Origin of the sequence: Thermolongibacillus altinsuensis (assembly GCF_004341205.1) — a bacterium.
GTDB classification, from domain to species: domain Bacteria; phylum Bacillota; class Bacilli; order Bacillales; family Anoxybacillaceae; genus Thermolongibacillus; species Thermolongibacillus altinsuensis.
In genome coordinates this window covers 45,517-69,022 of record NZ_SLUL01000010.1, presented here as the reverse complement: position 1 = coordinate 69,022, position 23,506 = coordinate 45,517, and the positions used below count along the sequence as shown (strand labels likewise).

At 39.1% G+C, this 23,506-nt stretch carries 23 protein-coding genes and 1 pseudogene; 20 read left to right on the top strand and 4 right to left on the bottom strand.

Annotated features, from left to right (window positions below):
- Positions 1 to 13 precede the first annotated feature (13 nt).
- The 14 genes and pseudogenes from glpK to EDD69_RS10160 all read left to right on the top strand — a co-directional run bounded on the left by glpK (position 14) and on the right by EDD69_RS10160 (position 14,670).
- Positions 14 to 1,504 (top strand): glycerol kinase GlpK, encoded by a 1,491-nt coding sequence (gene glpK / locus EDD69_RS10225; RefSeq protein ID WP_132948859.1) that lies wholly within the window; start codon positions 14 to 16, stop codon positions 1,502 to 1,504.
- A 237-nt stretch (positions 1,505 to 1,741) separates the two neighbouring features.
- A pseudogene (locus EDD69_RS10220) lies at positions 1,742 to 2,197 on the top strand (transposase); the annotation flags it as partial.
- A 266-nt stretch (positions 2,198 to 2,463) separates the two neighbouring features.
- A complete protein-coding gene (locus tag EDD69_RS10215; RefSeq protein ID WP_132948858.1) occupies positions 2,464 to 2,889 on the top strand; it encodes a c-type cytochrome in 426 nt (141 codons plus the stop codon).
- Between the two features lie 26 nt (positions 2,890 to 2,915).
- The gene (gene nosZ / locus EDD69_RS10210) at positions 2,916 to 4,784 is read left to right on the top strand and encodes a Sec-dependent nitrous-oxide reductase (RefSeq protein ID WP_132948857.1); all 1,869 of its coding nucleotides are present in this window, start codon (positions 2,916 to 2,918) and stop codon (positions 4,782 to 4,784) included.
- Between the two features lie 58 nt (positions 4,785 to 4,842).
- The gene (locus EDD69_RS10205; RefSeq protein WP_132948856.1) at positions 4,843 to 5,409 is read left to right on the top strand and encodes a hypothetical protein; all 567 of its coding nucleotides are present in this window, start codon (positions 4,843 to 4,845) and stop codon (positions 5,407 to 5,409) included.
- Positions 5,406 to 6,713: a nitrous oxide reductase family maturation protein NosD gene (gene nosD / locus EDD69_RS10200; protein ID WP_132948855.1), complete on the top strand. Its 1,308-nt coding sequence runs from the start codon at positions 5,406 to 5,408 to the stop codon at positions 6,711 to 6,713. Before EDD69_RS10205 ends, nosD begins: the two co-directional genes overlap by 4 nt.
- Positions 6,714 to 6,718: 5 nt before the next feature.
- Positions 6,719 to 7,516, top strand: a complete 798-nt coding sequence (locus EDD69_RS10195; RefSeq protein ID WP_132948854.1) for an ABC transporter permease subunit — start codon at positions 6,719 to 6,721, stop codon at positions 7,514 to 7,516.
- Positions 7,513 to 8,181, top strand: a complete 669-nt coding sequence (locus EDD69_RS10190) for an ABC transporter ATP-binding protein (RefSeq protein ID WP_132948853.1) — start codon at positions 7,513 to 7,515, stop codon at positions 8,179 to 8,181. Before EDD69_RS10195 ends, EDD69_RS10190 begins: the two co-directional genes overlap by 4 nt.
- 1 nt (position 8,182) lies before the next feature.
- Positions 8,183 to 9,094 (top strand): FixH family protein, encoded by a 912-nt coding sequence (locus EDD69_RS10185; protein ID WP_132948852.1) that lies wholly within the window; start codon positions 8,183 to 8,185, stop codon positions 9,092 to 9,094.
- Positions 9,095 to 9,416: 322 nt separating this feature from the next.
- Positions 9,417 to 10,169: a DeoR/GlpR family DNA-binding transcription regulator gene (locus EDD69_RS10180; RefSeq protein ID WP_132948851.1), complete on the top strand. Its 753-nt coding sequence runs from the start codon at positions 9,417 to 9,419 to the stop codon at positions 10,167 to 10,169.
- A complete protein-coding gene (pfkB, locus tag EDD69_RS10175) occupies positions 10,166 to 11,089 on the top strand; it encodes a 1-phosphofructokinase (protein WP_132948850.1) in 924 nt (307 codons plus the stop codon). The genes EDD69_RS10180 and pfkB overlap by 4 nt, the downstream gene beginning before the upstream one ends.
- Positions 11,086 to 12,957, top strand: coding sequence for a PTS fructose transporter subunit IIABC (locus tag EDD69_RS10170; RefSeq protein ID WP_132948849.1), 1,872 nt, complete (start codon positions 11,086 to 11,088; stop codon positions 12,955 to 12,957). Before pfkB ends, EDD69_RS10170 begins: the two co-directional genes overlap by 4 nt.
- A 364-nt stretch (positions 12,958 to 13,321) precedes the next feature.
- The gene (gene yidC, locus EDD69_RS10165; RefSeq protein WP_132948897.1) at positions 13,322 to 14,101 is read left to right on the top strand and encodes a membrane protein insertase YidC; all 780 of its coding nucleotides are present in this window, start codon (positions 13,322 to 13,324) and stop codon (positions 14,099 to 14,101) included.
- Positions 14,102 to 14,223: 122 nt separating this feature from the next.
- Positions 14,224 to 14,670 (top strand): flavodoxin, encoded by a 447-nt coding sequence (locus EDD69_RS10160; protein ID WP_132948848.1) that lies wholly within the window; start codon positions 14,224 to 14,226, stop codon positions 14,668 to 14,670.
- Positions 14,671 to 14,775: 105 nt separating this feature from the next.
- On the opposite strand, the gene EDD69_RS10155 is transcribed toward EDD69_RS10160, so the two are convergent.
- Positions 14,776 to 16,083: an ATP-binding protein gene (locus EDD69_RS10155; RefSeq protein WP_132948847.1), complete on the bottom strand. Its 1,308-nt coding sequence runs from the start codon at positions 16,081 to 16,083 to the stop codon at positions 14,776 to 14,778.
- 205 nt (positions 16,084 to 16,288) lie between these two features.
- Here EDD69_RS10155 and EDD69_RS10150 point away from each other — a divergent pair, with 205 nt between their 5' ends.
- Positions 16,289 to 17,104 (top strand): uroporphyrinogen-III synthase, encoded by an 816-nt coding sequence (locus EDD69_RS10150; protein ID WP_132948846.1) that lies wholly within the window; start codon positions 16,289 to 16,291, stop codon positions 17,102 to 17,104.
- A 73-nt stretch (positions 17,105 to 17,177) separates the two neighbouring features.
- Here the strand turns inward: EDD69_RS10150 and EDD69_RS10145 are convergent, their stop codons facing one another.
- The gene (locus EDD69_RS10145) at positions 17,178 to 18,287 is read right to left on the bottom strand and encodes an acyltransferase (protein ID WP_132948845.1); all 1,110 of its coding nucleotides are present in this window, start codon (positions 18,285 to 18,287) and stop codon (positions 17,178 to 17,180) included.
- 343 nt (positions 18,288 to 18,630) lie between these two features.
- Between EDD69_RS10145 and EDD69_RS10140 the strand changes: the two genes are divergently transcribed.
- From EDD69_RS10140 to EDD69_RS15380, 4 genes are all read left to right on the top strand, one after another.
- A complete protein-coding gene (locus EDD69_RS10140; protein ID WP_132948844.1) occupies positions 18,631 to 19,140 on the top strand; it encodes a metal-dependent hydrolase in 510 nt (169 codons plus the stop codon).
- Between the two features lie 10 nt (positions 19,141 to 19,150).
- Positions 19,151 to 21,289, top strand: coding sequence for a DNA topoisomerase III (locus EDD69_RS10135; protein ID WP_132948843.1), 2,139 nt, complete (start codon positions 19,151 to 19,153; stop codon positions 21,287 to 21,289).
- A gap of 67 nt (positions 21,290 to 21,356) precedes the next feature.
- Entirely contained in the window at positions 21,357 to 21,833 is a 477-nt protein-coding gene (gene rraA, locus EDD69_RS10130; RefSeq protein WP_132948842.1) for a ribonuclease E activity regulator RraA, read from the top strand.
- Between the two features lie 42 nt (positions 21,834 to 21,875).
- Positions 21,876 to 22,028, top strand: coding sequence for a hypothetical protein (locus EDD69_RS15380; protein ID WP_165871770.1), 153 nt, complete (start codon positions 21,876 to 21,878; stop codon positions 22,026 to 22,028).
- A 13-nt stretch (positions 22,029 to 22,041) separates the two neighbouring features.
- Here EDD69_RS15380 and EDD69_RS15695 read toward each other — a convergent pair whose 3' ends face one another.
- Positions 22,042 to 22,176, bottom strand: coding sequence for a hypothetical protein (locus EDD69_RS15695; RefSeq protein WP_279388143.1), 135 nt, complete (start codon positions 22,174 to 22,176; stop codon positions 22,042 to 22,044).
- A gap of 73 nt (positions 22,177 to 22,249) precedes the next feature.
- On the opposite strand from EDD69_RS15695, the gene EDD69_RS10125 reads away from it, so the two are divergent.
- The gene (locus tag EDD69_RS10125) at positions 22,250 to 22,930 is read left to right on the top strand and encodes a class I SAM-dependent methyltransferase (protein WP_132948841.1); all 681 of its coding nucleotides are present in this window, start codon (positions 22,250 to 22,252) and stop codon (positions 22,928 to 22,930) included.
- 37 nt (positions 22,931 to 22,967) lie between these two features.
- On the opposite strand, the gene EDD69_RS10120 is transcribed toward EDD69_RS10125, so the two are convergent.
- On the bottom strand, positions 22,968 to 23,504 hold the full coding sequence (locus EDD69_RS10120) for a PadR family transcriptional regulator (protein ID WP_132948840.1): 537 nt from the start codon (positions 23,502 to 23,504) through the stop codon (positions 22,968 to 22,970).
- Between the last annotated feature and the right edge of the window lie 2 nt (positions 23,505 to 23,506).

Below are 23,506 nucleotides of genomic sequence, written 5' to 3'. Positions count from 1 at the left end.
GAGGATGGGAGAAATGGAAAAATATATTCTTGCTTTAGATCAAGGAACAACAAGTTCACGCGCCATTTTGTTTAATCGAAAAGGTGAGATTGTTCATATTGCTCAAAAAGAATTTACGCAATATTTTCCGCAACCAGGATGGGTCGAGCATAATCCGAATGAAATTTGGGGCTCGATTTTAGCGGTCATTGCTACTGTATTATCAGAGGCAGCCGTAAGCCCTGAACAAATTGCGGCAATCGGCATTACGAATCAGCGAGAAACGACGGTTGTGTGGGATAAACAAACAGGCCAGCCGATTTATAATGCGATTGTTTGGCAATCTCGACAAACGGTGCCAATTTGTGAACAACTAAAAGAGCAAGGTTATGACGAATTATTCCGTGCAAAAACCGGCTTGCTGATCGATGCTTATTTCTCTGGAACAAAAGTAAAGTGGATTTTAGATCATGTCGATGGAGCACGCGAAAAAGCAGAAAAAGGGGAACTTTTATTTGGTACGATTGATACATGGCTTGTATGGAAGCTATCGGGCGGTCGTGCTCATGTCACTGATTATTCCAACGCTTCACGCACGTTAATGTTTAACATTCACGAACTGAAATGGGATGAGGAACTATTAAGCATTTTAAACGTTCCAAAATCAATGCTTCCTGAGGTCCGACCATCTTCTGAAATTTATGCTCATACGATTCCGTACCACTTCTTTGGGCAAGAAGTACCAATTGCGGGAATTGCAGGAGACCAGCAAGCGGCTTTATTCGGGCAAGCGTGCTTTGAAGAAGGAATGGCGAAAAATACGTACGGAACAGGTTGCTTCATGCTAATGAACACAGGAGAAAAAGCTGTTCAATCGAAACACGGGCTGCTAACAACGATTGCTTGGGGAATTGATGGAAAAGTAGAATATGCGCTCGAGGGAAGCATTTTTGTTGCAGGTTCAGCTATTCAATGGCTACGTGACGGATTGCGAATGATTAAAGAAGCAAAAGATAGTGAATTGTATGCAACAAGAGTTGAATCGACTGACGGTGTATATGTCGTTCCGGCGTTTGTTGGCTTAGGTACACCGTATTGGGATAGCGATGTGCGCGGAGCGATTTTCGGATTAACGCGTGGTACAACGAAAGAACATTTCATTCGCGCGACACTAGAATCGCTTGCTTATCAGACGAAAGATGTATTAATGGCCATGGAAGCTGATTCAGGAATTACGTTAAAAACATTGCGCGTTGACGGCGGAGCGGTAAAAAACAATTTCCTTATGCAATTCCAAAGCGACATTTTAGGGGTGCCTGTCGAGCGGCCAGTTGTAAACGAAACAACGGCGCTAGGAGCAGCTTATTTGGCAGGATTAGCAGTCGGATATTGGAACAGCAAAGAAGAAATTGCTCAACAGTGGAATATTGATCGTTCCTTTACACCGGCGATGACAAAAGAGGTACAAGAGAAGCTGTACGAAGGATGGAAAAAAGCTGTTCAAGCAGCACGAGCTTTTAAATAAACGTTTTTACCGACTGCTCGCGATGCAGTCGGTATTTTTACACCTCAAATTATAAAATAAAACTATGTTCTAAATAATCAATCTTGAAAATAAAAAATATAATCGACAATAAAGCACGTCCATATTGGATGATGCATGACCATTTCCATTCACTATTAAAATATCCAGCTTGTCGACAAAGTCGACAAGCTTTTTTATTATAGCTGAGAGATCGTAAGGTGCATTGAGGTGAGAAACATGCTTCGGCGACAAGATACAGACAAACGCCATTCGATGATGGCTGTTACTCTCAATGAGTTAGTACCACAAGACCATCTTGTGCGTAAAATCGATGCAGCGATTGATTTTTCGTTTATCTATGACTTGGTGAAAGATTTGTATTCGGAAGACAAAGGCCGCCCAAGTATTGATCCTGTTGTTCTGATTAAAATTCCATTGATTCAGTACCTATTTGGAATTCGCTCCAGGAGACAAACCATCAAAGAAATTGAAACCAACGTGGCATATCATTGGTTTTTGGGATTTGATTTTCATGATCCGATCCCTCACTTCTCTACATTTGGTAAGAATTATGAGCGTCGTTTCAAGAACCCGAATCTATTTGAACAGATTTTCTCCCATATCCTTTCTCAAGCTATTAAGCACGGATTTGTGAATACCGAATACATGTATGCAGACTCAACTCATGTCAAAGTTGTCTACAGTCTGAAACTGTCTCTTTTTTGAGACAATTTTTATTTTGTTTGACGGGCAGTCGCATTTTTGTGCATAAGGTGTTGGGGTTAGCCCAACGAGCACTACAAATGATGGTGTGCTCAAAAGCACTACTTGCAAAATTTTATAAAAAAATATTCACATAATATTCAAAAAGAGGATAGAAGTAGTGATTCATTTCACACTGATGATCTGATCTATTTCTTTATAATCATAAAAAAATTGATCTTGTAGGAGGTGAGGAAATGAAGAATTTAGCGATCATTTTTCTCGTTAGTGTAGCTGTAGGATTGGCAGGGGGATATACATATTTTCATTTCACAAACAACGATGAAACTGCTGCCGCCAAACAAGAAACGGCTGCTGTTCAAAAGAAACCAACGGCTTTAACGCAAACAACTAGCACAAGTTCAAAGGAGGGGGAAATTCTTAAACAAAAGGGTTGTTTGTCATGCCATTCCGTGTCTAAGTTAAACTTGCAAGGTGGAACAACAGGACCGGATCTATCCAACGCTTATAAAGTAGTGGAAGGCAAACACGGAAAACCAATTGAAGAGTTTTTAAAAGAACCGACGTCTGCAGTTATGTCAGGAGTGATTAAATCCAATCCGCTTACAGATGAAGAGCGAGCTGCTATTATTCAAGTTTTAAAAACCGCCTCAGAAAAATAAACAAACGGATAAAGAGGTGTTCATGAGTGAAGAAAAAAGTTGTTTCTGCCATTTCCGGATTAGCTGTCGGAATTTTAGCTTCAACCGTTTTCTTTGGTAATTTTTCAACAGAACAAACGCAATCAACAGCAGCAGCGAAAACAAATGCGGAAAAAGTATATGTACCGTTTGGTGAAAAAGACGAATATTATTTATTTGCCTCAGGTGGCCATTCCGGTCAAATGTTTATTTATGGAGTACCATCGATGCGTCGTATTCGGACTGTTCCTGTATTTTCATTAGATTCAGCAACAGGATATGGCTGGGATAAACATACGAAAGAGATGCTTGGAGGCTATACTTGGGGAGATTTGCATCATCCTGCTTTTTCTGAAACAAATGGAGAATATGACGGAAAATACATGTTCGCTACGGACGTAGCAAACAGCCGCGCCGCGGTGATGGATTTGAAAACGTTTACAGTAAAAGATATTATTAATGTTCCGAATACAAGCGGTCCTCATTGTGCGGCGTTTGTTACAGAAAATACGGAGTACTTATTTTTACCAACACGTTTTTCTGTACCGCTTGGAAATAAATACGAATCATTGGATGACTATAGCGAAAAATATCGTGGAGTCATGAGTGCTGTTACATTTGATGAGAAAAAACAAAAGCTAAGCATTGCTTACCAAGTCGCTTTACCACCTTGGTCATACGATTTGTCTGATGCCGGAAAAAAGATTTCAAAAGACTGGGCCGTTATTACTACGTATAACACAGAAGAGGCAACGACAAATTTAGAAATCAACGCTTCGAAAGAAGACCGCGACTTTATTGTGTTGTTTAACTGGAAAGAGTTAGAGAAGATGGTTAAAGAGGGGAAATATGACAACGTAGACGGACAAAAAATGATTTTTCCAGAAAAACATAAAGGAGCTATTTATTTAGTTCCGGTTGCGAAATCACCACATGGAGTCGATGTAACCCCTGATGGAAAGCGATTTATTGCATCGGGAAAACTGGCTCCGGCACTTACGGTATTTTCATTTGAAAAAGCGTTTAAAGCGATTGAAAATAAAGACTTTGTCGGTGAACGTAACGGAATTCCAATTTTAAGATATGAATCAGTAATGGAGCGAGAAGTAAACCCAGAAAATGCATTAGGACCGCTTCATACGCAATTTGATGATAAAGGTATGGCTTATACGACCATGTTCATTTCTTCAGAAATTGTTAAATGGGACCCAAATACAGGTGAAGTGCTTGATCGCGTTCCTGTACAATATTCTCCTGGTCATGCTGTTGCCGCAGAAGGGGATACAGTTTCCCCAGACGGTAAATATTTAGTTTCTTTAAATAAACTTGCAAAAGATAGCTATTTATCAGTTGGACCATCACATCCAGAGTCAATGCAGTTAATCGATATTAGCGGTGAAAAAATGGAAGTGATTCAGTCCGCTCCTGTTGATCCTGAACCTCATTATGGTCAAATGATTAAAGCGGATAAAATTAAAACGATTGAAGTATATGAAAAAGACGAGAAAAACCCAAATGCTGTTTATAATCAAAAAGATGCGCGAATTGTTCGAAAAGGTAACGAGGTTCATGTGTATGGCATTGCGATGAGATCAAAATTTATTTTTGATGCGAAGGCGAAACGGCCAGATGTTATTGAAGTAAATGAAGGAGATAAAGTGGTTATTCATTTAACAAACATCGACTTAGACGAAGATATTACACACGGATTTGCCATTAACAAATATGACATCAATATCGAAGTGCAGCCGGGACAGACGAATACAGTAGAGTTTGTTGCGGATAAACCAGGTACGTACCCGCTTTATTGTACAAACTTCTGTTCAGCTCTTCACCAAGAAATGACAGGCTATTTGTTAGTCAAACCAAAACAATAAATAAGAAAAAGGGGGAATCGTACATAGATTCCCCTTTTTAAAAAAGGATGTGAGATACATGGCTTCAAAAAAATTATCGTTACAATCTGCGATTATGATTAGTTTGGCGGGGGGACTAATTGCTCTATCGCTGTTTTTTCCGTGGTGGGGAATGCATTTTATAGCTCCGCAATATCCAGAAGGACTTGATATTGTTGTCTATCCGAACAAATTAGCAGGAGACATCGATATTATTAACGGACTCAATCATTATATTGGAATGAAGCCATTCAGTGAAAAAAGCTTTCCCGAGTTAGCGTATTTACCTTATGTGATCTGTGCGATGTCTATTTTTACGTTTGTTGTGGCTTGGATGCGGAAAAAAAGCTGGTTGTATGTTTTGATTGCCATTTTTGTTTTCGCGGGGTTGCTTGGCTTATACGATATTCATCGTTGGCTCGTTGATTTTGGAACGAACTTGGACAATAACGCACCGATTAAAATTCAGCCGTTTGTTCCACCGATATGGGGTGAAAATCGCATTGCTAATTTTGTAACAAATAGCTATTTCTCTACCGGTGCTTATATGATCGGGGTTTCGTTTTTGCTGATGCTGTTTCCATTATGGAAGGAGCGAAAGAAATGAAAAAGTGGGTCGTAGGATTCGTTTTTTTTCTCGGTTTATTTTCGGGCGCGCTTTCTGATGTAAAGGCGGAACAAACATTACAGCAATTAATTGACGAAACTCCTGCTAACGGCACGGTTTATCTAGAAAATAAGACGTACATCGGGGATGTTGTTATTCGTAAACCGCTAAAGATAAAAGGCGCAAGATATACGGTTATCAAAGGAAGCGGTAAAGGAAATGTTGTAACCATTCAATCACCGCATGTTGTACTTGAAGGGATAACGATTACGAACAGCGGAAAAAGCCGAAGCACTCAAGAAGAGTTCGCGGCCGTCAAAATCTATTCAAACTATAATACTTTAAAAAATATTACGATCACCAATTCTTTTCATGGCATTTATTTAAGCAAAGCCCATCATAATCGAATTGAAAATGTGCGTGTAATAGGGAAAGGAGGAGGTGAAATTGCTGGCCAAGGCAATGGTCTGCACATTTATTATTCTAATTTTAACCGATTGACTCGTAATACGATTGTTGGTACTAGAGACGGCATCTTTTTTGATTATTCCAATAAGAACATTGTCGAACAAAATAACGTTTCTCACACGAGATATGGCCTTCATTATATGTATTCTGATTACAATGAGTTTTATCAAAATCAGTTTATTTTCAACACGGGTGGAGCCGCTATTATGAACTCCAACCATCTTATTTTAAAAAATAATAAATTTTTGCTAAACCAAGGGATGCGTTCATTTGGAGTTTTGTTACAAATGGCCAATAACAATCAAATTATCAATAACGAGTTTTATCAAAACCAACGCGGATTGTATATTGACCAATCAACAAATAATTTCATTAAAGGAAATATGATTTTACAAAATCAAATTGGTGTGGAATTATGGGCGAGTTCACAGCAGCAAACGTTTACGAACAATCGATTCTCAAGGAACGTAACGGCTGTGCTAAGTTTAGGTGGGGAAGCGAACAATCAATGGAGTTTTCATGGCGTAGGAAATCATTGGGGAGATCAAGCGCGGTTATTTGACCTCAATCAAGACGGAAGAGGGGAATCTCCCTTTGAGTATAAATCTTCATTACACAAAATCATCGAGAAAAATGAATTAGCTTATTTATTTTTAAATACACCGAGCATTCACATTTTTGAAAAAATCAATGAATTATTACATGAAGACAAAGTGATGGCTATGGATCCTCATCCTCTTGTTGAACACGATGAAATATCGATGAAGTTTATCGTGGTGTGGCTGATATTGGTCGGAATGGGGTTTCTAATGATCCTAAAATTAAAAAGGGGTTAACTGAGATGAATTATATTTGGAAAGAATGGCTGGAGATTTCAAGAGGAAAAGCATTTTGGTTTTTTCTTACTCTCATCGTCGTTACTTCTTTTTCGATATTTTTAAATGCGAAAGATCTGCCATTTGAACAAGGTTTTGAAATTTTTTTACTGTTGCTCTTCGAAATGGACATTTATTTAATCCCATTATTATGTATATTTTTTGCATCTTTTTCAATGATACAAGAAAAAGAATTAAAGACGCTTGTTATGATGCTAGCAAAAAGCGACTCTTTTGGGCGGTTTTTATGGAAAAAAAGCGTTGCTATTCAATTCATCACGATCGCCACATTTGTGGTTTGGTATTTGATTTTAGCTATACCAGTAAAATTTTTGTTTCAATTTCATCCGAATCATTTTCTTTATTTTTTAGTAACGGTGATCATTCTAGTTTTGATTTTTAATCAAATCGGACTTTTCTTAGGTAGTGTGTGCAACACGAAAATTCAATTAATTGGGGCCAATATTTTTGTTTTGTTTTTCTTCTTGTACTTATACGATTTTATTTTGCTTTATTTTCTTCCTAAAGTAACATATGAAAATGTTAAGCTATTTTCCGTATTTTATTTTCTCCATCCATTACATACGTTACGTTTTTATTTGGAGACGTCCATGAATGTCTTTTCGTTAGACTATTTGTCAAGGACAATGGAAAAATTTTTCTCATTTCCTCCTCTTGCTTTATTAGCGGTGAACATCAGCGTTTGGGTTATTCTTATATTTTTTGTTTCAGTATGGCTCTATCGTAAGGGGGAACAAGGATGATTCGAGTCGCGAATCTAACGGTAGCATATAAGAATAAGAAAGTGTTGGATGATGTCAATATCGTTATTGAAAAAGAAGAGAGATGTGCTCTTATTGGAAGAAACGGAGCGGGAAAATCAACGTTTATTTACAGTTTGTTAAATCTTCTTCCTGTCAAGCAGGGCCAAATCTTTATTAATGGGATTGATCATAAACAAAATCATTGGAAAAAACATGTAGCTTACTTGCCAGAAAAATTTCAACTATATCCTCATTTAACGGGAGAAGAAAATTTATGTTTTTTCGCATCCTTAAATAATCGAGAGATTAATAATAAAAAAATTGAAGAGATCCTTAAATTAGTTGGCCTATGGGACGAAAGGAATGGAAAAAGCAAACAGTACTCGAAGGGGATGCTGCAGCGGCTCGGACTGGGAATTATGCTTTATTATGACGCGGAAATTTTAATATTGGACGAACCGACAAGCGGGTTAGATCCAATGGGAAGAGCGGATATTCTTTCAATCTTACATTCATTGCGCGGAAAAACGATCTTACTGTCGTCGCATCATTACGATGAAGTAAAGAAAATTTGTACGCATATCGCTCATTTAGAAAATGGAAAAATAACGAAATATTCTATTTCTGAGTTTGAATCGATGTTTATGGCAGAAAGGGGATCATGAAATGAGAAAAATACTAGTTAGTTTTCTTATTTATGTTTTGCTTCTAACTGGTTGTGCGAATGGAGACTGGGAAGTTTCCGTAAAGACAAAACCGTTTTATAAAGAAGGAGTCTCCTCACCATTTATTGTAGAAATAAAAGAAAACGGCAGATTAGCTAAAAAATTAACGATTCGCGCTACATTTGAGATGGTGAATATGGATCATGGGAAAATAGAAATAAAATTAAAAGAGAAAAGTGGCGGAATATATGAAGGCAAGGTTCAATTGCCAATGGAAGGAGATTGGGAGGTTTTACTACATATCCAGAAAGGTAAAAAAACAGCGGAAAAGTTAATAAAGTTACACGTAAAGAAAGAAGATGCGGTTGCGAAAATCAATGGGAAGAAAATTACGATGGAAGAAATCCGTTTTTATCAATTGTTTAGTCAGCTAAATATTGCGATCAGCAAAGAAATGGATAAAACAAAATATAATGAAAAAGAATTAAAAGAAAAGCTTACCTATTGGGAGAGGCAAGAAAAGTATGTTCATGACGTAAATTCAGCGCTCACCCATCTCATCGAGTTACATTCGATTGCTCTTCTAGCGAAAGAAAAAGGGCACTTGGTTACTAAAGATGAAGTAGAGAGAGCGGTAAGCATGTTGCGACGTCAATATGAGCAATACAAAATTGCCGAAGAGATGATTAAAAAGTACGGAGAAGAAAAATTTTGGGATAAACAGAAAAAATACAGTGAATTGACATTGCTAGTGAACAAAGTGTACGGTGATATTGTACAAGAAGTAAAAAAAGCAAACCCGAATGCTGGACAAACGGAAATTCATTATTTGGCGCAGAAACAATATGAAGATTTACTTATTTCTCAAATTGATTCATTACATATCGAACTTTTTGCTTCGAATATGTCTTAAAAAATTGTTATCATTTTGTTGAAGCTGTCTCGCGATTATGAGACAGCTTTTCGTATTTTTGTAAATTCGAACGAGTTTTTTCACATTATTCAGCAAAAATGTAATTGATGGATTTTTCGTCAAGACTTTGCGAGGATGTTTTCTAGCAAAAGCCATGATTCCAGGGAACCTACTTTATTACTGAATATGATTGTTTTTGAACGTTTTATAAAACAAAATGATTTTTTTTGATTAAAATTGATTGTTTTTGATTGATTTTTGAAAGGGTTTACGTTATGATAAAAGTACAGATGGTTCGAATACCCATTAAGGGGGTGAATGTTTGTTAACACCAGAGCGACATCGGATTATTTTACAGCTGTTAGAGGAAAAAGAAGTTGTTAAACTGCAAGAGTTAGTGGAAGCGACTAATTCCTCTGAATCGACCATTCGCCGTGATTTAAGTCAATTAGAGAAAGAAAAAAAACTAAAGCGAGTGCATGGTGGAGCAGCACTGCTTCATCAAAAGCGCGAAGAGTTGAGCGTTTTTGAAAAATCGACAAAAAACATTCAAGAAAAGCAACTAGTTGGAAAGTATGCGGCTAGTTTGATCCGTGATGGTGACTGTATTTATTTGGATGCAGGAACGACAACATTGCAGATGATTCCATATATCGAAGCAAAAGATATTGTTGTTGTGACAAACGGAATTACGCATTTAGAAGCATTATTAGAAAAAGATATTCCCACTTATTTAGTCGGTGGATTGATTAAAAAGAAAACAAAAGCGCTCATCGGTCGTGGGGCGTTGGCATCATTGGAAAGCTATAGTTTTGATAAATGTTTCATCGGCGTGAACGGGATTCATATTGATTACGGATATACAACCCCTGATCCTGAGGAAGCGCTGATTAAACAAACAGCTATGAAGCTTTCACGTCAAGCTTTCATTCTAGCAGATCATTCAAAATTAAATGAAAGCACATTCGCAAAAATTGCTGATTTACAAGAAGCAACGATCATCATTGATGAAATAGATGAAGAATTGCTAGCATTGTACGAAGCAAAAACAACAGTAGAGGTCGTGAAAAAATGATTTACACATGTACATTAAATCCTTCCGTTGATTACGTTGTCGAACTGACCGATTTTCACTTCGGGGAACTAAATCGGGCAACGAAGACAGCTTTCTTTCCAGGAGGAAAGGGCATTAATGTATCGCGCGTATTAAAACGTTTAGGCGTTGATAATACCGCATTTGGTTTCATCGGTGGATTTACAGGAAACTTCATCACCGATGCTTTAAAAAAGGAACAAATTCATTGCGATTTTGTTGAAGTCGATGGCGATACACGAATTAACATTAAGCTAAAGGCGTCAATCGAAACAGAAATTAATGGGCAAGGACCATTGGTTTCTGATAAAGATCAACAACAACTGATCGATCGAATTGAGCGTTTGCAGGAAGGAGATTTTCTTGTTTTAGCGGGAAGCCTGCCGCCATCTTTACCAGCGCACTTTTATATAACGATGATGGAAACAGCGAAGAAAAAAGGTGTGCATGTCGTTGTTGATACAAGCGGTGATGCGCTTAAACAAGCGATTGCGAACAAACCGTTTTTGGTCAAACCAAACCAATTTGAACTCGGTGAACTATTCGAAACAACGATCCGTTCACACGAGGAGATCATCACTTACGGAAAAAAATTGATTGAAGATGGCGTTGAGCATGTAATCGTATCGTTAGCAGGGGATGGAGCATTTTTCTTTCATAAAGATATGACATTGTTCGCAACGGTTCCTAAAGGAGTTGTGAAAAATTCAGTTGGAGCAGGAGACTCCATGGTTGCAGGGTTTTTAGCGGCATATGTAAACGGAAAATCGCTTGAAGAGGCGTTCCGTTACAGTGTCGCAGCAGGAAGTGCGACCGCTTTTTCTGAAGATTTGTGCACGAAGGTAAAAGTTGAACAATTGTTAAATGAAATAACGATTACGCGAATGGGGGATTTCGCATGAAAATTACCGATTTATTAAAAGAAGAAACGATTGTTCTTCATTTAAAAGCAAAAACAAAAGAAGAAGTGATTGACGAGCTTGCGGATGTATTAGATCGAGCTGGAAAGTTGAATGACAAACAAATGTTTAAACAAGCAATTTTCGCTCGCGAAGCGCAAAGTACAACGGGCATCGGGGAAGGAATTGCCATTCCCCATGCGAAAACGAAAGCGGTGCGCGTTCCAGCTGTCGCTTTCGGACGTTCACAAGAAGGCGTTGATTATGAAGCGTTAGACGGAAAACCAAGCCACCTTTTCTTTATGATTGCGGCTCCTGAAGGGGCAAACAACACGCATTTGGAAGCGTTATCTCGCTTGTCGACGCTTTTGATGGATGCATCGTTCCGCGCAAAAATTGAAAACGCTTCAACAAAAGAAGAAGTGATTCAAGCGATTGAGAAGAAAGAAGCGGAACTCATGAGAGAAGAAACAGCTGCTTCACCTGCCAAGAAAAAAATATTGGCGGTAACGGCTTGTCCAACAGGAATTGCTCATACGTATATGGCAGCGGATGCATTGAAGGCAAAAGCAAAAGAAATGAATGTCGACATTAAAGTAGAGACCAATGGTTCAAGCGGAGTGAAAAACGAACTAACGAAAGAAGACATTGAGGAAGCAGTGGCGATTATCGTAGCAGCAGATAAGCAAGTGGAAATGGAACGGTTCAAAGGAAAACATGTTATTCAAGTTCCGGTTGCTCATGCAATCCGCAAGCCAGAACAACTTATTGAGCAAGCGTTAAAACAAGATGCGCCCATTTATCAAGGAAGCGGATCGGAAGCGAAGACATATACAGGAAGCAGTGGGGAGAGAAAAGGATTTTATAAACATTTGATGAATGGCGTATCCAATATGCTACCGTTTGTCGTTGGTGGCGGTATTTTAATTGCGATCTCATTCATCTTCGGTATTAAAGCGTTTGATCCGAACGATCCGTCCTTCCATCCAGTGGCGAAAGCGCTCATGGATATCGGCGGTGGCAGTGCGTTTGCTCTCATGATTCCGGTATTAGCAGGATTTATCGCGATGAGCATTGCTGATCGTCCTGGTTTTGCGCCTGGAATGGTCGGTGGATTTATGGCCGCAAACGGTGGAGCAGGATTTTTAGGCGGATTAATTGCTGGTTTTCTTGCAGGGTATTTAGTCGTTGGGTTGAAAAAGTTGTTTAGCCGTCTGCCGCAATCGCTTGAAGGAATTAAACCGGTACTACTCTATCCGTTATTTGGTATTTTGGTTACTGGACTGATCATGATGTACGTCGTCATTGACCCTGTGAAAGCGTTAAATGATGGCATGAAAACATGGCTTGAAAATATGGGAACGGGAAATCTTGTTTTACTTGGTCTCATTCTTGGTGGAATGATGGCGGTTGATATGGGAGGTCCAATTAACAAAGCAGCATTTACATTCGGAATTGCGATGATTGATGCAGGAAATTATGCGCCGCATGCCGCGATTATGGCTGGAGGAATGGTGCCGCCATTAGGTTTAGCACTTGCGACTACATTCTTTAAAAATAAATTTACAAAAGCGGAACGAGAAGCAGGAAAAACGTGCTACATTATGGGAGCTTCGTTTATTACAGAAGGTGCGATTCCATTTGCGGCGGCAGACCCAGGTCGCGTCATTCCATCGATTATCGTTGGATCCGCGATCGCTGGAGCGCTTACGATGATGTTTGGCATCGGCTTACCTGCACCGCACGGAGGAATTTTCGTCATCCCAATCGTAAAGGGAAATCCATTATTATATGTGCTTGCGATTTTAATCGGTTCGATTGTTACAGCGGTAATGGTTGGGTTGTGGAAAAAAGAAGTAAAAGAAGAATAGGAGGGCGCGGTGAATATTCATCGCGCTTTTTTCATTTTGATGGTATAATCAGTGATGGTATAATCAACGTAGCTAGTTATTGACGAAAGGAAAAAAAAGATGGAAACGCCAATTGAATTATGGCTATATGTATCGTTATTTAGCGCATTTTTGATTTCGGTTAAATTCCATATTCAACGACAAAAGCGAAAATTGCCGTTGCTCTCTTTGATGATTGAACGTCCTTCTCATTGCAATGAAAGGATGTATGTGCCACGTCCTTTTTCTCTATTAGTCTATCATGTACGAAAAATCCCTGTTCACGATCACGGGCAGGAGGGTGAGGAAGAAGGAAGGTCCTTCCTTGTTTTTTCATCGTGCGAAAATGAAAAAACAAGGAGGAATTATATTGAAACGAATTTTTTCTATCTTTTTCCTGTTGGTTCTTTTCTTAAGTGGATGCAGCAGTCGTCAACCGATTACGGAAAATAGTCAAGGAGTTTGGGATCATTATTTCGTTTACCCAATGTCGAAGCTTCTTTTAGTTTTAGGGCATTTGTTTCACGACAACTATGGGTTAGCCATCATCACATTGACGCTCATCGTTCGTTTTGCGCTTTTGCCATTCATGTTAAAACAATATAAAACAACGATGAAAATGCAAGCGCTCCGTCCTGAAATCGAAAAATTGCAAAAGAAGTATAAAAACGGTAGTGTGCAGGAGCAGCAAAAACTGCAGCAAGAAATGATGGCACTCTATCAAAAACATGGAATTAACCCGTTAAGCGGTTGTTTTCCAGTGTTATTGCAGATGCCGATTTTTATGGCGCTTTATTACGCGATTTCACGAACGGAAGAAATTAAACGACATTCGTTCTTATGGGTTCAACTCGGCCATCAAGATCCATACTTCATTTTGCCGATTGTGGCGGCGTTGACGACGTACATTTCGTTGCGCCTTTCTCCTTCGACAACGGGTGAAAAATCACCACAGACGATGATCATGTCTTACATGATGCCAGTTATGATTTTTATAGGAGCTTCGTCTGTTCCATCAGCTCTTTCATTATATTGGGTAATTGGCGGATGTTTTTCAATCATTCAGTCGCTGATGATAAGGTCACAAACAAAGTCGCTGCCAAGCGTTCAGCAAAGCAAAGGATAATCGTTGAAGCGATCTCTTCATGGGATCGCTTTTTTATATAATTCATTTGACAAAGATAATCATTATCATTTAATATAGAAATTGGTGATAATGATTATCATTTTTTGTGTAGGGGGATTTAAATGGCAAAAGCAATCATGGTATTTACAAGTATGACAGGAAATACAGAGGAGATGGCTGAAGCGATTGCTGAAGGAGTACGTCAGCAAGGAATTGAGCTTGAAGTAAAAGAAGTGCTCGATGCAACAGCCGCTGAACTCGAGCAATATGACGGAATCTTGCTTGGCGCTTATACGTGGGGTGATGGAGAACTTCCAGACGACTTTTTAGATTTTTACGATGAATTAGATGAAGTTGATTTAACAGGTAAAAAAGCAGCCGTATTCGGTTCGTGTGATTCAAGCTATGAAAAGTACGGCGCCGCTGTCGATATTTTAATTGAAAAGTTGCAAGAACGCGGTGCGGAAGTGGTTTTAGAAGGCTTGAAAGTAGAATTGACGCCAACGGATGAGGATAAAGAATTGTGTGAGAAGTTTGGCCGTGATTTTGCGAAGCAACTACAACTATAAGGAAAAAACACTCTGGTCTAATTGATCAGAGTGTTTGTTTTATTAAACTATGTTCTAAATAATCAATAAAAAATAAGAAAAAACGAGACCAACAGAAAGCCCCGTCTAAATAATCAACGCTCTTTTGTTTTGGATGATAGCTTTGTCCATTTGATCTGCATAAAAAGAAGGAAGGTAAATATATACATCTGTGCCTTTGTCAACCTCGCTATGAACAGAGATGATCCCGTTCATCGTTTCGATAATTCGATAAACAACCATCATGCCAAGACCTGTTCCTTTTGCTCCTTTTGTCGTGAAATAGGGTTCACCAAGCCGTTCAATTTGCTCTTTTGTCATGCCGACTCCCGTATCGGCGATGTGGATGGAAACATAGTCTTTTTCAATCGATACGTTTACATAAAGCGTTCCGCCATTCGGCATGGCTTCAATTGCATTTTTCATTACATTTAGTAAACACTGTTGAAATTTTTGCCGTTCTCCTTTAATTGCGAATGGAACAAGGGTGGTTTGAATTTCAACACTGCTCATGTTGGCAAGGGGACGTAAAACGTCAATCACTCGCTCGATTTCTGTTTTTACGTTCAGTTTTTCTTCACGTTCTGGAGCTGGTTTGGCAAATGTTAAATAGTCCGTAATGATCGCTTCAGCGCGGTCAAGCTCTTCGATCGCAATTTGGATATATTGTTTATTTTTCTCTGATGTATCTTTGCTTTGCGCTAACAGCTGCATAAAGCCGCGTGAAACAGTGAGCGGATTCCGTATTTCATGAGAAATGGAAGCAGCTAAATGGCCAACAACTTCCATTTTTTCTGCGCGAATCACTCGTTGACGGAGTTCAGCATTTCTTCGTAGCGATTCCGTTATGTATGAAGCAAGAAAGGCTCCCAGTGGTTGCGCAGGTAAATAAGTGACAACCATATCACCTATTTTCTCTTCGTAACGTAACCAGTATCCACCGATCAAAATCGTTAATGAAGCAGAAAAAGTAGAAAGTGTTGTGACCCAAAAGATCCGTTGTTTCGGTGATGATAAATATTTAAATTTTTTTGAAAAAAATATGCAGATGAATGCTTGAAAGATCGAGACAATGGTTGTGACGATAATCCCAGCTGTTCCACCTAACGTCATTCGATACGTAATTGTAACGATACAAAGAAAAAAAGCTGAAAGGGGACCGCCGTACAATCCTCCAATCCAAATAGGGATTTGACGTAAATCATAAATAAACTCGTTGTTGATTCTTACAGGAAATGTCATGCATAGAATAATCGATAAAGCAGTCGCTATAGTTGTTAGTACCGTTTTAGAACGCCTCGAAACTTTTCTTTCTTCAAGCAAAATGGGGACAACGAGTAAAGCTGATAATACGAAAAACAAGTTCAACAAAACTTCTTTGCTGGCATCGGACATGATTTGAAATTTTCTCCCCTATCTTTTTAAATTTTCTGAATTAGCTCAAGTCCTATTTTAAAACAGCATAAAAAGACTTGTTAATATGTAATCATTCGATGTTTTGTTCTATAAAACGCCAAAGTTCAACAATTTTTTTATTTTTCGATATATTTTTTCACTTCTTTTTGTTATGATGAAGAATAAAAGGAAAGGGGGAATACGAATGGAAAAAGCATTAGCCAATAAGAAAATCGTTTTATGTGCCTCACGAAAAATTGAAGAAATGAGCTTGTTAATTGAAAAGCAAGGGGGAATTCCGCTCTCTCGTCCTGCGCAAGGAACTGCTTTTTTAGCAGAAAAGGAATTAGAAGCAGACTTAAATCGATTGGTTGAAGAAGGAGCAGATTGGTTCATTTTTACGACGGGAATTGGGACAGAAGCATTACTCGAGAAAGCTTCGCAATTAGGATTAAAAGATCGTTTGCTTGAACGAATACATAAAGCAAAAATAGCTGTACGTGGCTATAAAACGATGAATGTGTTACGAAAAAATGGATTGAGTGCTGATGTGTATGCGGATGATGGAACGACAAAAGGTCTTGTGCGCGCGCTTGAACATGTTGATTGGCAAGGAAAACGAGTGATTGTGCAATTGTATGGCGATACCGCTCCGACATTAAAACAGTTTTTATTGAATAAGGGAGCAATCTCTCATGAAGTTCTTCCATATCGTCATGTCGAACCGGATCGTCATGTGATGGAGCAGCTATACGAAGAAATTGTCGAAAGAAAAGTGGATGCAGTTTGCTTTACAGCAGCTATTCAAGTTCGCTTTTTCTTCTCATTTGTAAAAGAGCATGGAAATTTGTCGCTTGTGCAACAAGCTTTTTCAGATTACGTTTTAGCGGTGGCTGTTGGAAAAGTAACTGCAGAGGCTTTACATGAAGAGGGAATTGATCGTGTCATCGCTCCGCAGCATGAACGAATGGGAGCGATGATTGTCGAGTTAGCTCAATACTATGCGAAGACGCCTCGTTGATCGAAGTAGATTTGAAATCGTGTTTGCCATGAAATTGGTAAAAAAATTAAAAACGAAAGGTGTCCCAACTTTCTTATCTTGGGACACCTTTTTTATTTTTAAGTAAAACGAGCTGAGGAGACCATCTTTGTTCTTGTTCTAATCCGATGACAAACTTGCTAATCGGCAGCGAATGCACAATGTAACTGCATCCGATTGACACGACCGTTGTTGCGATGAAAAGAAGAAAACTTTGTACAATTGAAAGAGTAGACTTCGGAATAACCGCTGCTAACAAATACAAGAAGAATAAATGGCTTAAATATGCTCCATACGTATATCGATTAATAAAACGTAAAATTTTATATAATGGTGACTTCATTTGGACAATTGTCATCGCCAAACCGTATAATAACAAAATTTCTGATGTAACGTATAAAACCATTGAAGGTTTTAAATAAGTGGATGCTTTTAAATCGATCGAGAAAATGTTTTTAAACGAAAGCAACTCGTAACCAACTAACGTAAACAACGCTAGAAAAACAAACGTATTGATTGGAATCGATTTCATAACAAAATTCCGCCATTTTGGCAATGTTTTTGCAGCGATTCCTCCTAAGAAAAAGTAAAATGAATAGGAGAGAAAGCTGCGATCAATATAATGGATAGGCGATGTTGTTAACACATAGTTAGAAATAAGAAGAATGAGTAAAACATAGGCAGATGCCAAAATCATGATGAAATTTCCCCGTGATCGAATCGTTTTTTCACCCCATGCCCAAAAAGCTAAAAGAAGCGGAGCTAAAAGGTGAAACTGAATAATCATGACCACATACCATAAATGCGGTGCTGCGTCACCGACAATCAACTCTTTTACAAGATGAGTGATGCTTGTTTCATTTGAAAACATCATTAAATAAACGATCGACCAAAATAAATAAGGAAGCATCAGTTCTTTCCCTTTATGAGCGATATAAGTGCGATAATTCAATTTTTGATTATGTTGAAACATGTGAAATCCTGCAAGAAACACGAAGACAGGGGCAGAAAATTTCACAAAATTAAATAGCATTCCAATCATAATCGCTTCTTCTGGATGGGGTGAACCATGACTCATGATATACATGAATGAACTTTGAAATACGACAGCTAAAAATGCTAGACTTTTCATCATCATCAGTTCGGACGGTTGTTTTTGTGCCATATCCCTTCACCAGCTTTGTTTGTAAATTAGATCATATATTAGTATAATGCTAATAGTTTCACAAAGTACATATCTTTCGTGACGATTTTTTGAAAAAACATTGTAAATTAGATAAGCTTCATTTTCCGACATGAACAAGCTTTTCTGCCACTTCCTCGAACGAAAACGTTATCAGACAAATGAGTTTGTTTGCCATTTACGTTCGGGATCGGCATGCTGGGGGGCAAGAAAAATCTTGCCGCCTATGGCAGAAAAGCGGTCTTCTATTCATGATGAGATATGCCGGAAACTCAACTTGAGTCTATGCAGACCAAAGCGATTACATTGGAAAGTAGGTGGATTTGTGCGCTATCATACACATATCGTTTCTTCGCTGGCGCTTGGAGCAGGAATTGCAACCTATACTCCCGTCTCATTTACAATCAGTTATGCGGCAGGATTAATGATTGGAAGTTTGCTCCCAGATATCGATGAACCGAATTCATACATTGGGAGACGATCATTTGGGATCTCGAATCAAGTGAAAAAAGCATTTGGCCATCGCGGTTTTACCCATTCCCTTCTTGCTTTCATAATCGTGGCAGCTTTCTTACTATCTCAACATTATTCGTTATTTACGTTAGGTCTATGTTTGGGATACGGTTTTCACATTCTCGCTGATTATTGTTCAACGCAAGGAGTTCCTTTATTATGGCCATTTCAGCGAAAGCGATATCGTTTCTTTTTATCCTACCGTACGTCTAGTTTTTTAGAGACGATTCTTTTTTATAGTTTTACAGCTTTGTTTCTTTACTTTTTAAACAATGGATGCGGCAAAGAATTGATGAGATCCATGATGCAGTTTGGAAATTGAGGTGAACGTGATGAAAGTCATTATTGCTGAAAAGCGTGACCAAGGCTTAACGATTGCATCCCCATTTCAAATCAAAAAACATGACGGATTTGTCGAAATATTGCCGAACGAACTGTTTCCGAAAGGAGCTTATGTTACATGGGCCATCGGTCATTTATTTCAATTGCTTCCTCCGGAAAAATACCGTTCGGAATGGAAAAAATGGTCGCTTGATACATTGCCAATCATTCCAGATACGTTTCGCTATGAAGTTGAAAGAGGAAAAGCGAAACAATTTCAAACGATTAAACAGTTGTTAATGAAAAAAGAAGTCACTGAAATTATTCATGCCGGGGATGCCGGAAGAGAAGGGGAGTTGATCATTCGCAATATTATTCAGATGTGCGGCGTAAAAAAGCCGATGAAGCGCCTCTGGCTTTCATCGTTGACAAAAAAGGCGATTTATGAAGGGTTTCAGCGTTTGTTAGATGAAACAGAAACGCGTCCGTTGTACGAAGAGGCTTATGCGCGGTCATGCGCGGATTGGCTTGTCGGCATGAATGCTTCGAGAGCATATAGTTTGTTAATGCAGCAAAAAGGAATCAAAGATGTTTTTTCCGTCGGAAGAGTGCAAACACCAACGTTGGCTCTTATCGTGAAGAGAGAAAAAGAAATTGCTGAATTTCGCTCGGAACCGTTTTGGGAAGTGGTCGCAACATTTAATATAGAAGGAAAGCGATATGTGGGAAAATGGCATCAAGATGGGGAAACACGAGTAAAGGAAAAAATGATGGCCGAAAAAATCGCCGCGTTTTGTCGCGAAAAAACAGCAACCGTCAAGGATGTTTTGACAGAACGAAAAACATTTTTACCGCCGCTCCTTTTTAACCTTTCTTCTTTGCAAGCAACGGCCAACCAACGGTATAAATTTTCGCCGCAAAAAACGCTTGATGTGTTGCAACAGCTATATCAAAAAGGATTTGTATCGTATCCTCGTTCCGATTCGCAATATGTTACGCAAGGCGAGGCAGAAACGTTTCCGGATGTGTTGCATAAATTATCGCAAATATCTGAATATCGCGAGCTAATCCCGAAAACGATTCCATCTATTTTACATAATAAACGTTATGTAAATGAAAAGAAGGTAACGGATCATTACGCGATCATTCCAACAGAGCAAGTGCCCAACGTGAGCAAACTTTCGCCGGATGAACAAAAAATCTATGATTTAGTCGCGCGCCGTTTAATTGCGGCCCATTATCCTCCCGCTGTTTTCGACTATACGACCATTTTTACATTAGTGGATGGACGCGCTGAGTTTGTTACAAAAGGTAAGCAACAAATTGAGGAAGGATGGCGAAAAGTTATTCATGCACAGCAAGAAGAGGAAGAGGTTCCTCATGTTCGAAAAGGAGAAACAGGAGTGGTCCAATCGGTAAACGTGAAGGAAGGAAAAACGGAACCGCCAAAACGCTATACAGAAGGGCAACTGATTACGTTAATGAAGACAGCAGGAAAATACGTTGAAAACGAGGAGCTAGAAAAAATATTAAAAAAGACAGAAGGGCTTGGTACGGAAGCGACGCGAGCAAGCATCATTACATTATTAAAGGAAAGAAAATATATTGTCGTTAAAAATAACCAAGTATATGCAACCGACAAAGGAAAAGTGCTTATTGAAGCGATTGGGGAGCAAATTTTAGCTTCGCCGGAAATGACCGCCAAGTGGGAGCAACGTTTAAGCGAAATAGGAGAAGGGAAGGCTTCAGCGGCGACATTTATTGAACAGGCGAAAAAGCTGGCAACAAAAGTGGTACAAGATGCGATCATGAGAGCAAACGAGTGGGATTTTTCCAAATTTGATACCCAATCCATTCGGCGGAAGAAAAAGGCGACAGGAACGCGCGTCGGTTCTTGTCCGCTTTGTGACGGAACTATTGTCGATAAAGGAGATTTTTATGGTTGTTCCCATTATGCCAAAAACGGTTGTCGTTTTACCATTTCCAAGACGATTCTTGGCAAAACCATTTCACAGGCGAATATGAAAAAGCTATTAAAAGAAGGAGAAACGAACGTGATTAAAGGATTTAAAAAAGGAGACAAAACATTTGACGCCAAACTGCAATGGCGGGACAATCAACTTCGGTTTGTCATCGAAACGGATCAATAAATTTGTTGACTTTTCAGAAAAATTCACCTATGCTAGTGGTGAAAAAAGGGGAATGGGGGAGTTTGTCATGAAAACAGCGGATTTATGCGATCAATACGGGGAAACGGTTCAAGTTTGCACCGTTCCGTTTTACAGCTATGGAGGAAAAAGGGCGTTTTTTGGTCCGATTGCGACAGTCGATGTATTTGAAGATAACGTCCTTGTCCGCGAAGCGCTGGAAAGCGTTGCGGAAGGCACTGTTCTTGTTGTTGATGGAAAAGGTTCACGTCAATGTGCGTTACTTGGTGATCGTCTCGCACAAATTGCTTGCGATCGGAAACTCGCAGGGGTCATTGTTTATGGATGCATTCGTGATTCGAAGGAAATTTCGCAAATGCCTTTAGGTGTGCTCGCGATCGGTACATGCCCAAGAAAAAGCAAGAAAGAAGGAAAAGGATTGCGTAACGTGACCGTTCAATTTGGCGATGTTGAATGGAAACCGGGATCTTATGTATATGTTGATGAGGATGGTGTGATCGTTTCTGATATCGCTTTACATACATAAAGTTTTTTTGGCAAAGCTATCTCTGAAAGGGGGTAGCTTTTTATGGATGAGCGTCCGTCATTATCTGAAACAGATGAAACCGTAGCTGCAGAGTTTGAAATTAATGAACGTTTTTACGGTGAGCCGCAACGTTCTGATCTTGCACCGTTGTACATCAATACAGCCATTAAAGTTGTAAAAAGTCGACGCTTTTAGCGCGTCGACTTTTTCAGTCGTTTGTTTTGTTGTTTTGTCCTTTGTTTTGCTTCCGGCCTTTGCTGTTGTCACCGATATTCCCTTCGATGAATCCTTCACGTGTCGGAGCGTTTTGATTTTCGCTTCCTTTGTTCACTTTTTTTGTCATGTTCTTTTCACCTTTCTGCTACAATGTTAAACATAACGTTCTTTTCTTATTCTTTTAAAAAGAGGTGAGATTTATGCATAAGTTTCATTGGCATAAAGAAGCGGAAAAACAATGGGATGAGCGGGCGGAGCATTGGCATCGAAATAGCGAAGAAATGTGGGAAAGAGGGAGCCGAAAAACCATTGTCCCGTTTCTTACCAAACATATTCCAAAGGATGGATATCTCGCTGATATTGGCTGTGGAGACGGATACGGATCGTACAAGTTGTATAAGGAAGGATATCGGGTCATTGGTCTTGATTTAGCAAAAGAAATGATTGATTGCGCGAAAAAACGCGGAGAAAATGAGAGACTGAAGTTTCAACAAGCCGATGTGATGAATCTTCCTTTTCCTGATGAAACGTTTACAGGGATTATGGCCATTAACTGTCTTGAATGGACCGAGCATCCGCTTAAAGCGTTGAAAGAAATTCACCGCGTCTTAAAAACAGGAGGCTATTTATGCGTGGGGATCCTTGGCCCGACTGCTGCGCCTCGCGTTCATAGCTACCGGCGTTTATACGGGGAACCCGTCATTTGCAACACGATGATGCCTTGGGAATTTCAACAATTAGCAACGGAAAACGGGTTTAAGTTCATCGATGGAGAAGGCGTATATAAAAGAGGGGTAACGGAACACATCATCCATCAACTTTCAACAGAGTTAAAACAAGCGATTTCATTTATGTGGCTATTGATGCTGCAAAAAGAATAAGGACAGCTTATTGGAAAAAAGCTGTCCCTTTCTCATTTCATTTGTTTTGTGCAGCTGCTTGTTGCAACTGCTCTAACCATTGAATTTCTGTCTCAAGATGCATGATAACGCCGGTCATAATATATAGTTTGAGTTTGGCGACATTCTCCTCTTTTCGCTTTCGCTCATATAGCTGACGCATTTTTTCTAAAAGTGCCTTCGTCTCCTCGATGCGTTTTTGCAGGACGTTGTTAATTTTTTGTGAATCTGCATAGGCTGCAAAAGACAACGCGGCATAAATCGAGCGATGCACATGTTCATGTTTCGCCATCTCTTCAAGCAATAGCTGCTCAAAATATTCTTTTCCCTTGTCTGTAATGCGATAAACGGTTTTATCTGGACGATTTGTATCGCGAATAATATCGGTTACTTCTACGTACCCTTGTTTTTCAAGCTGCTCAAACGCATAATAAAGAGATCCGATTGCTAGTTTAATGTAATGCTTCATATGCCGCTCATTGACAATTTGTTGAATTTCGTAAGGATGTTTATCGCCTTCCATCAACAATCCAAGAATAACCAATTTAATACTCATCG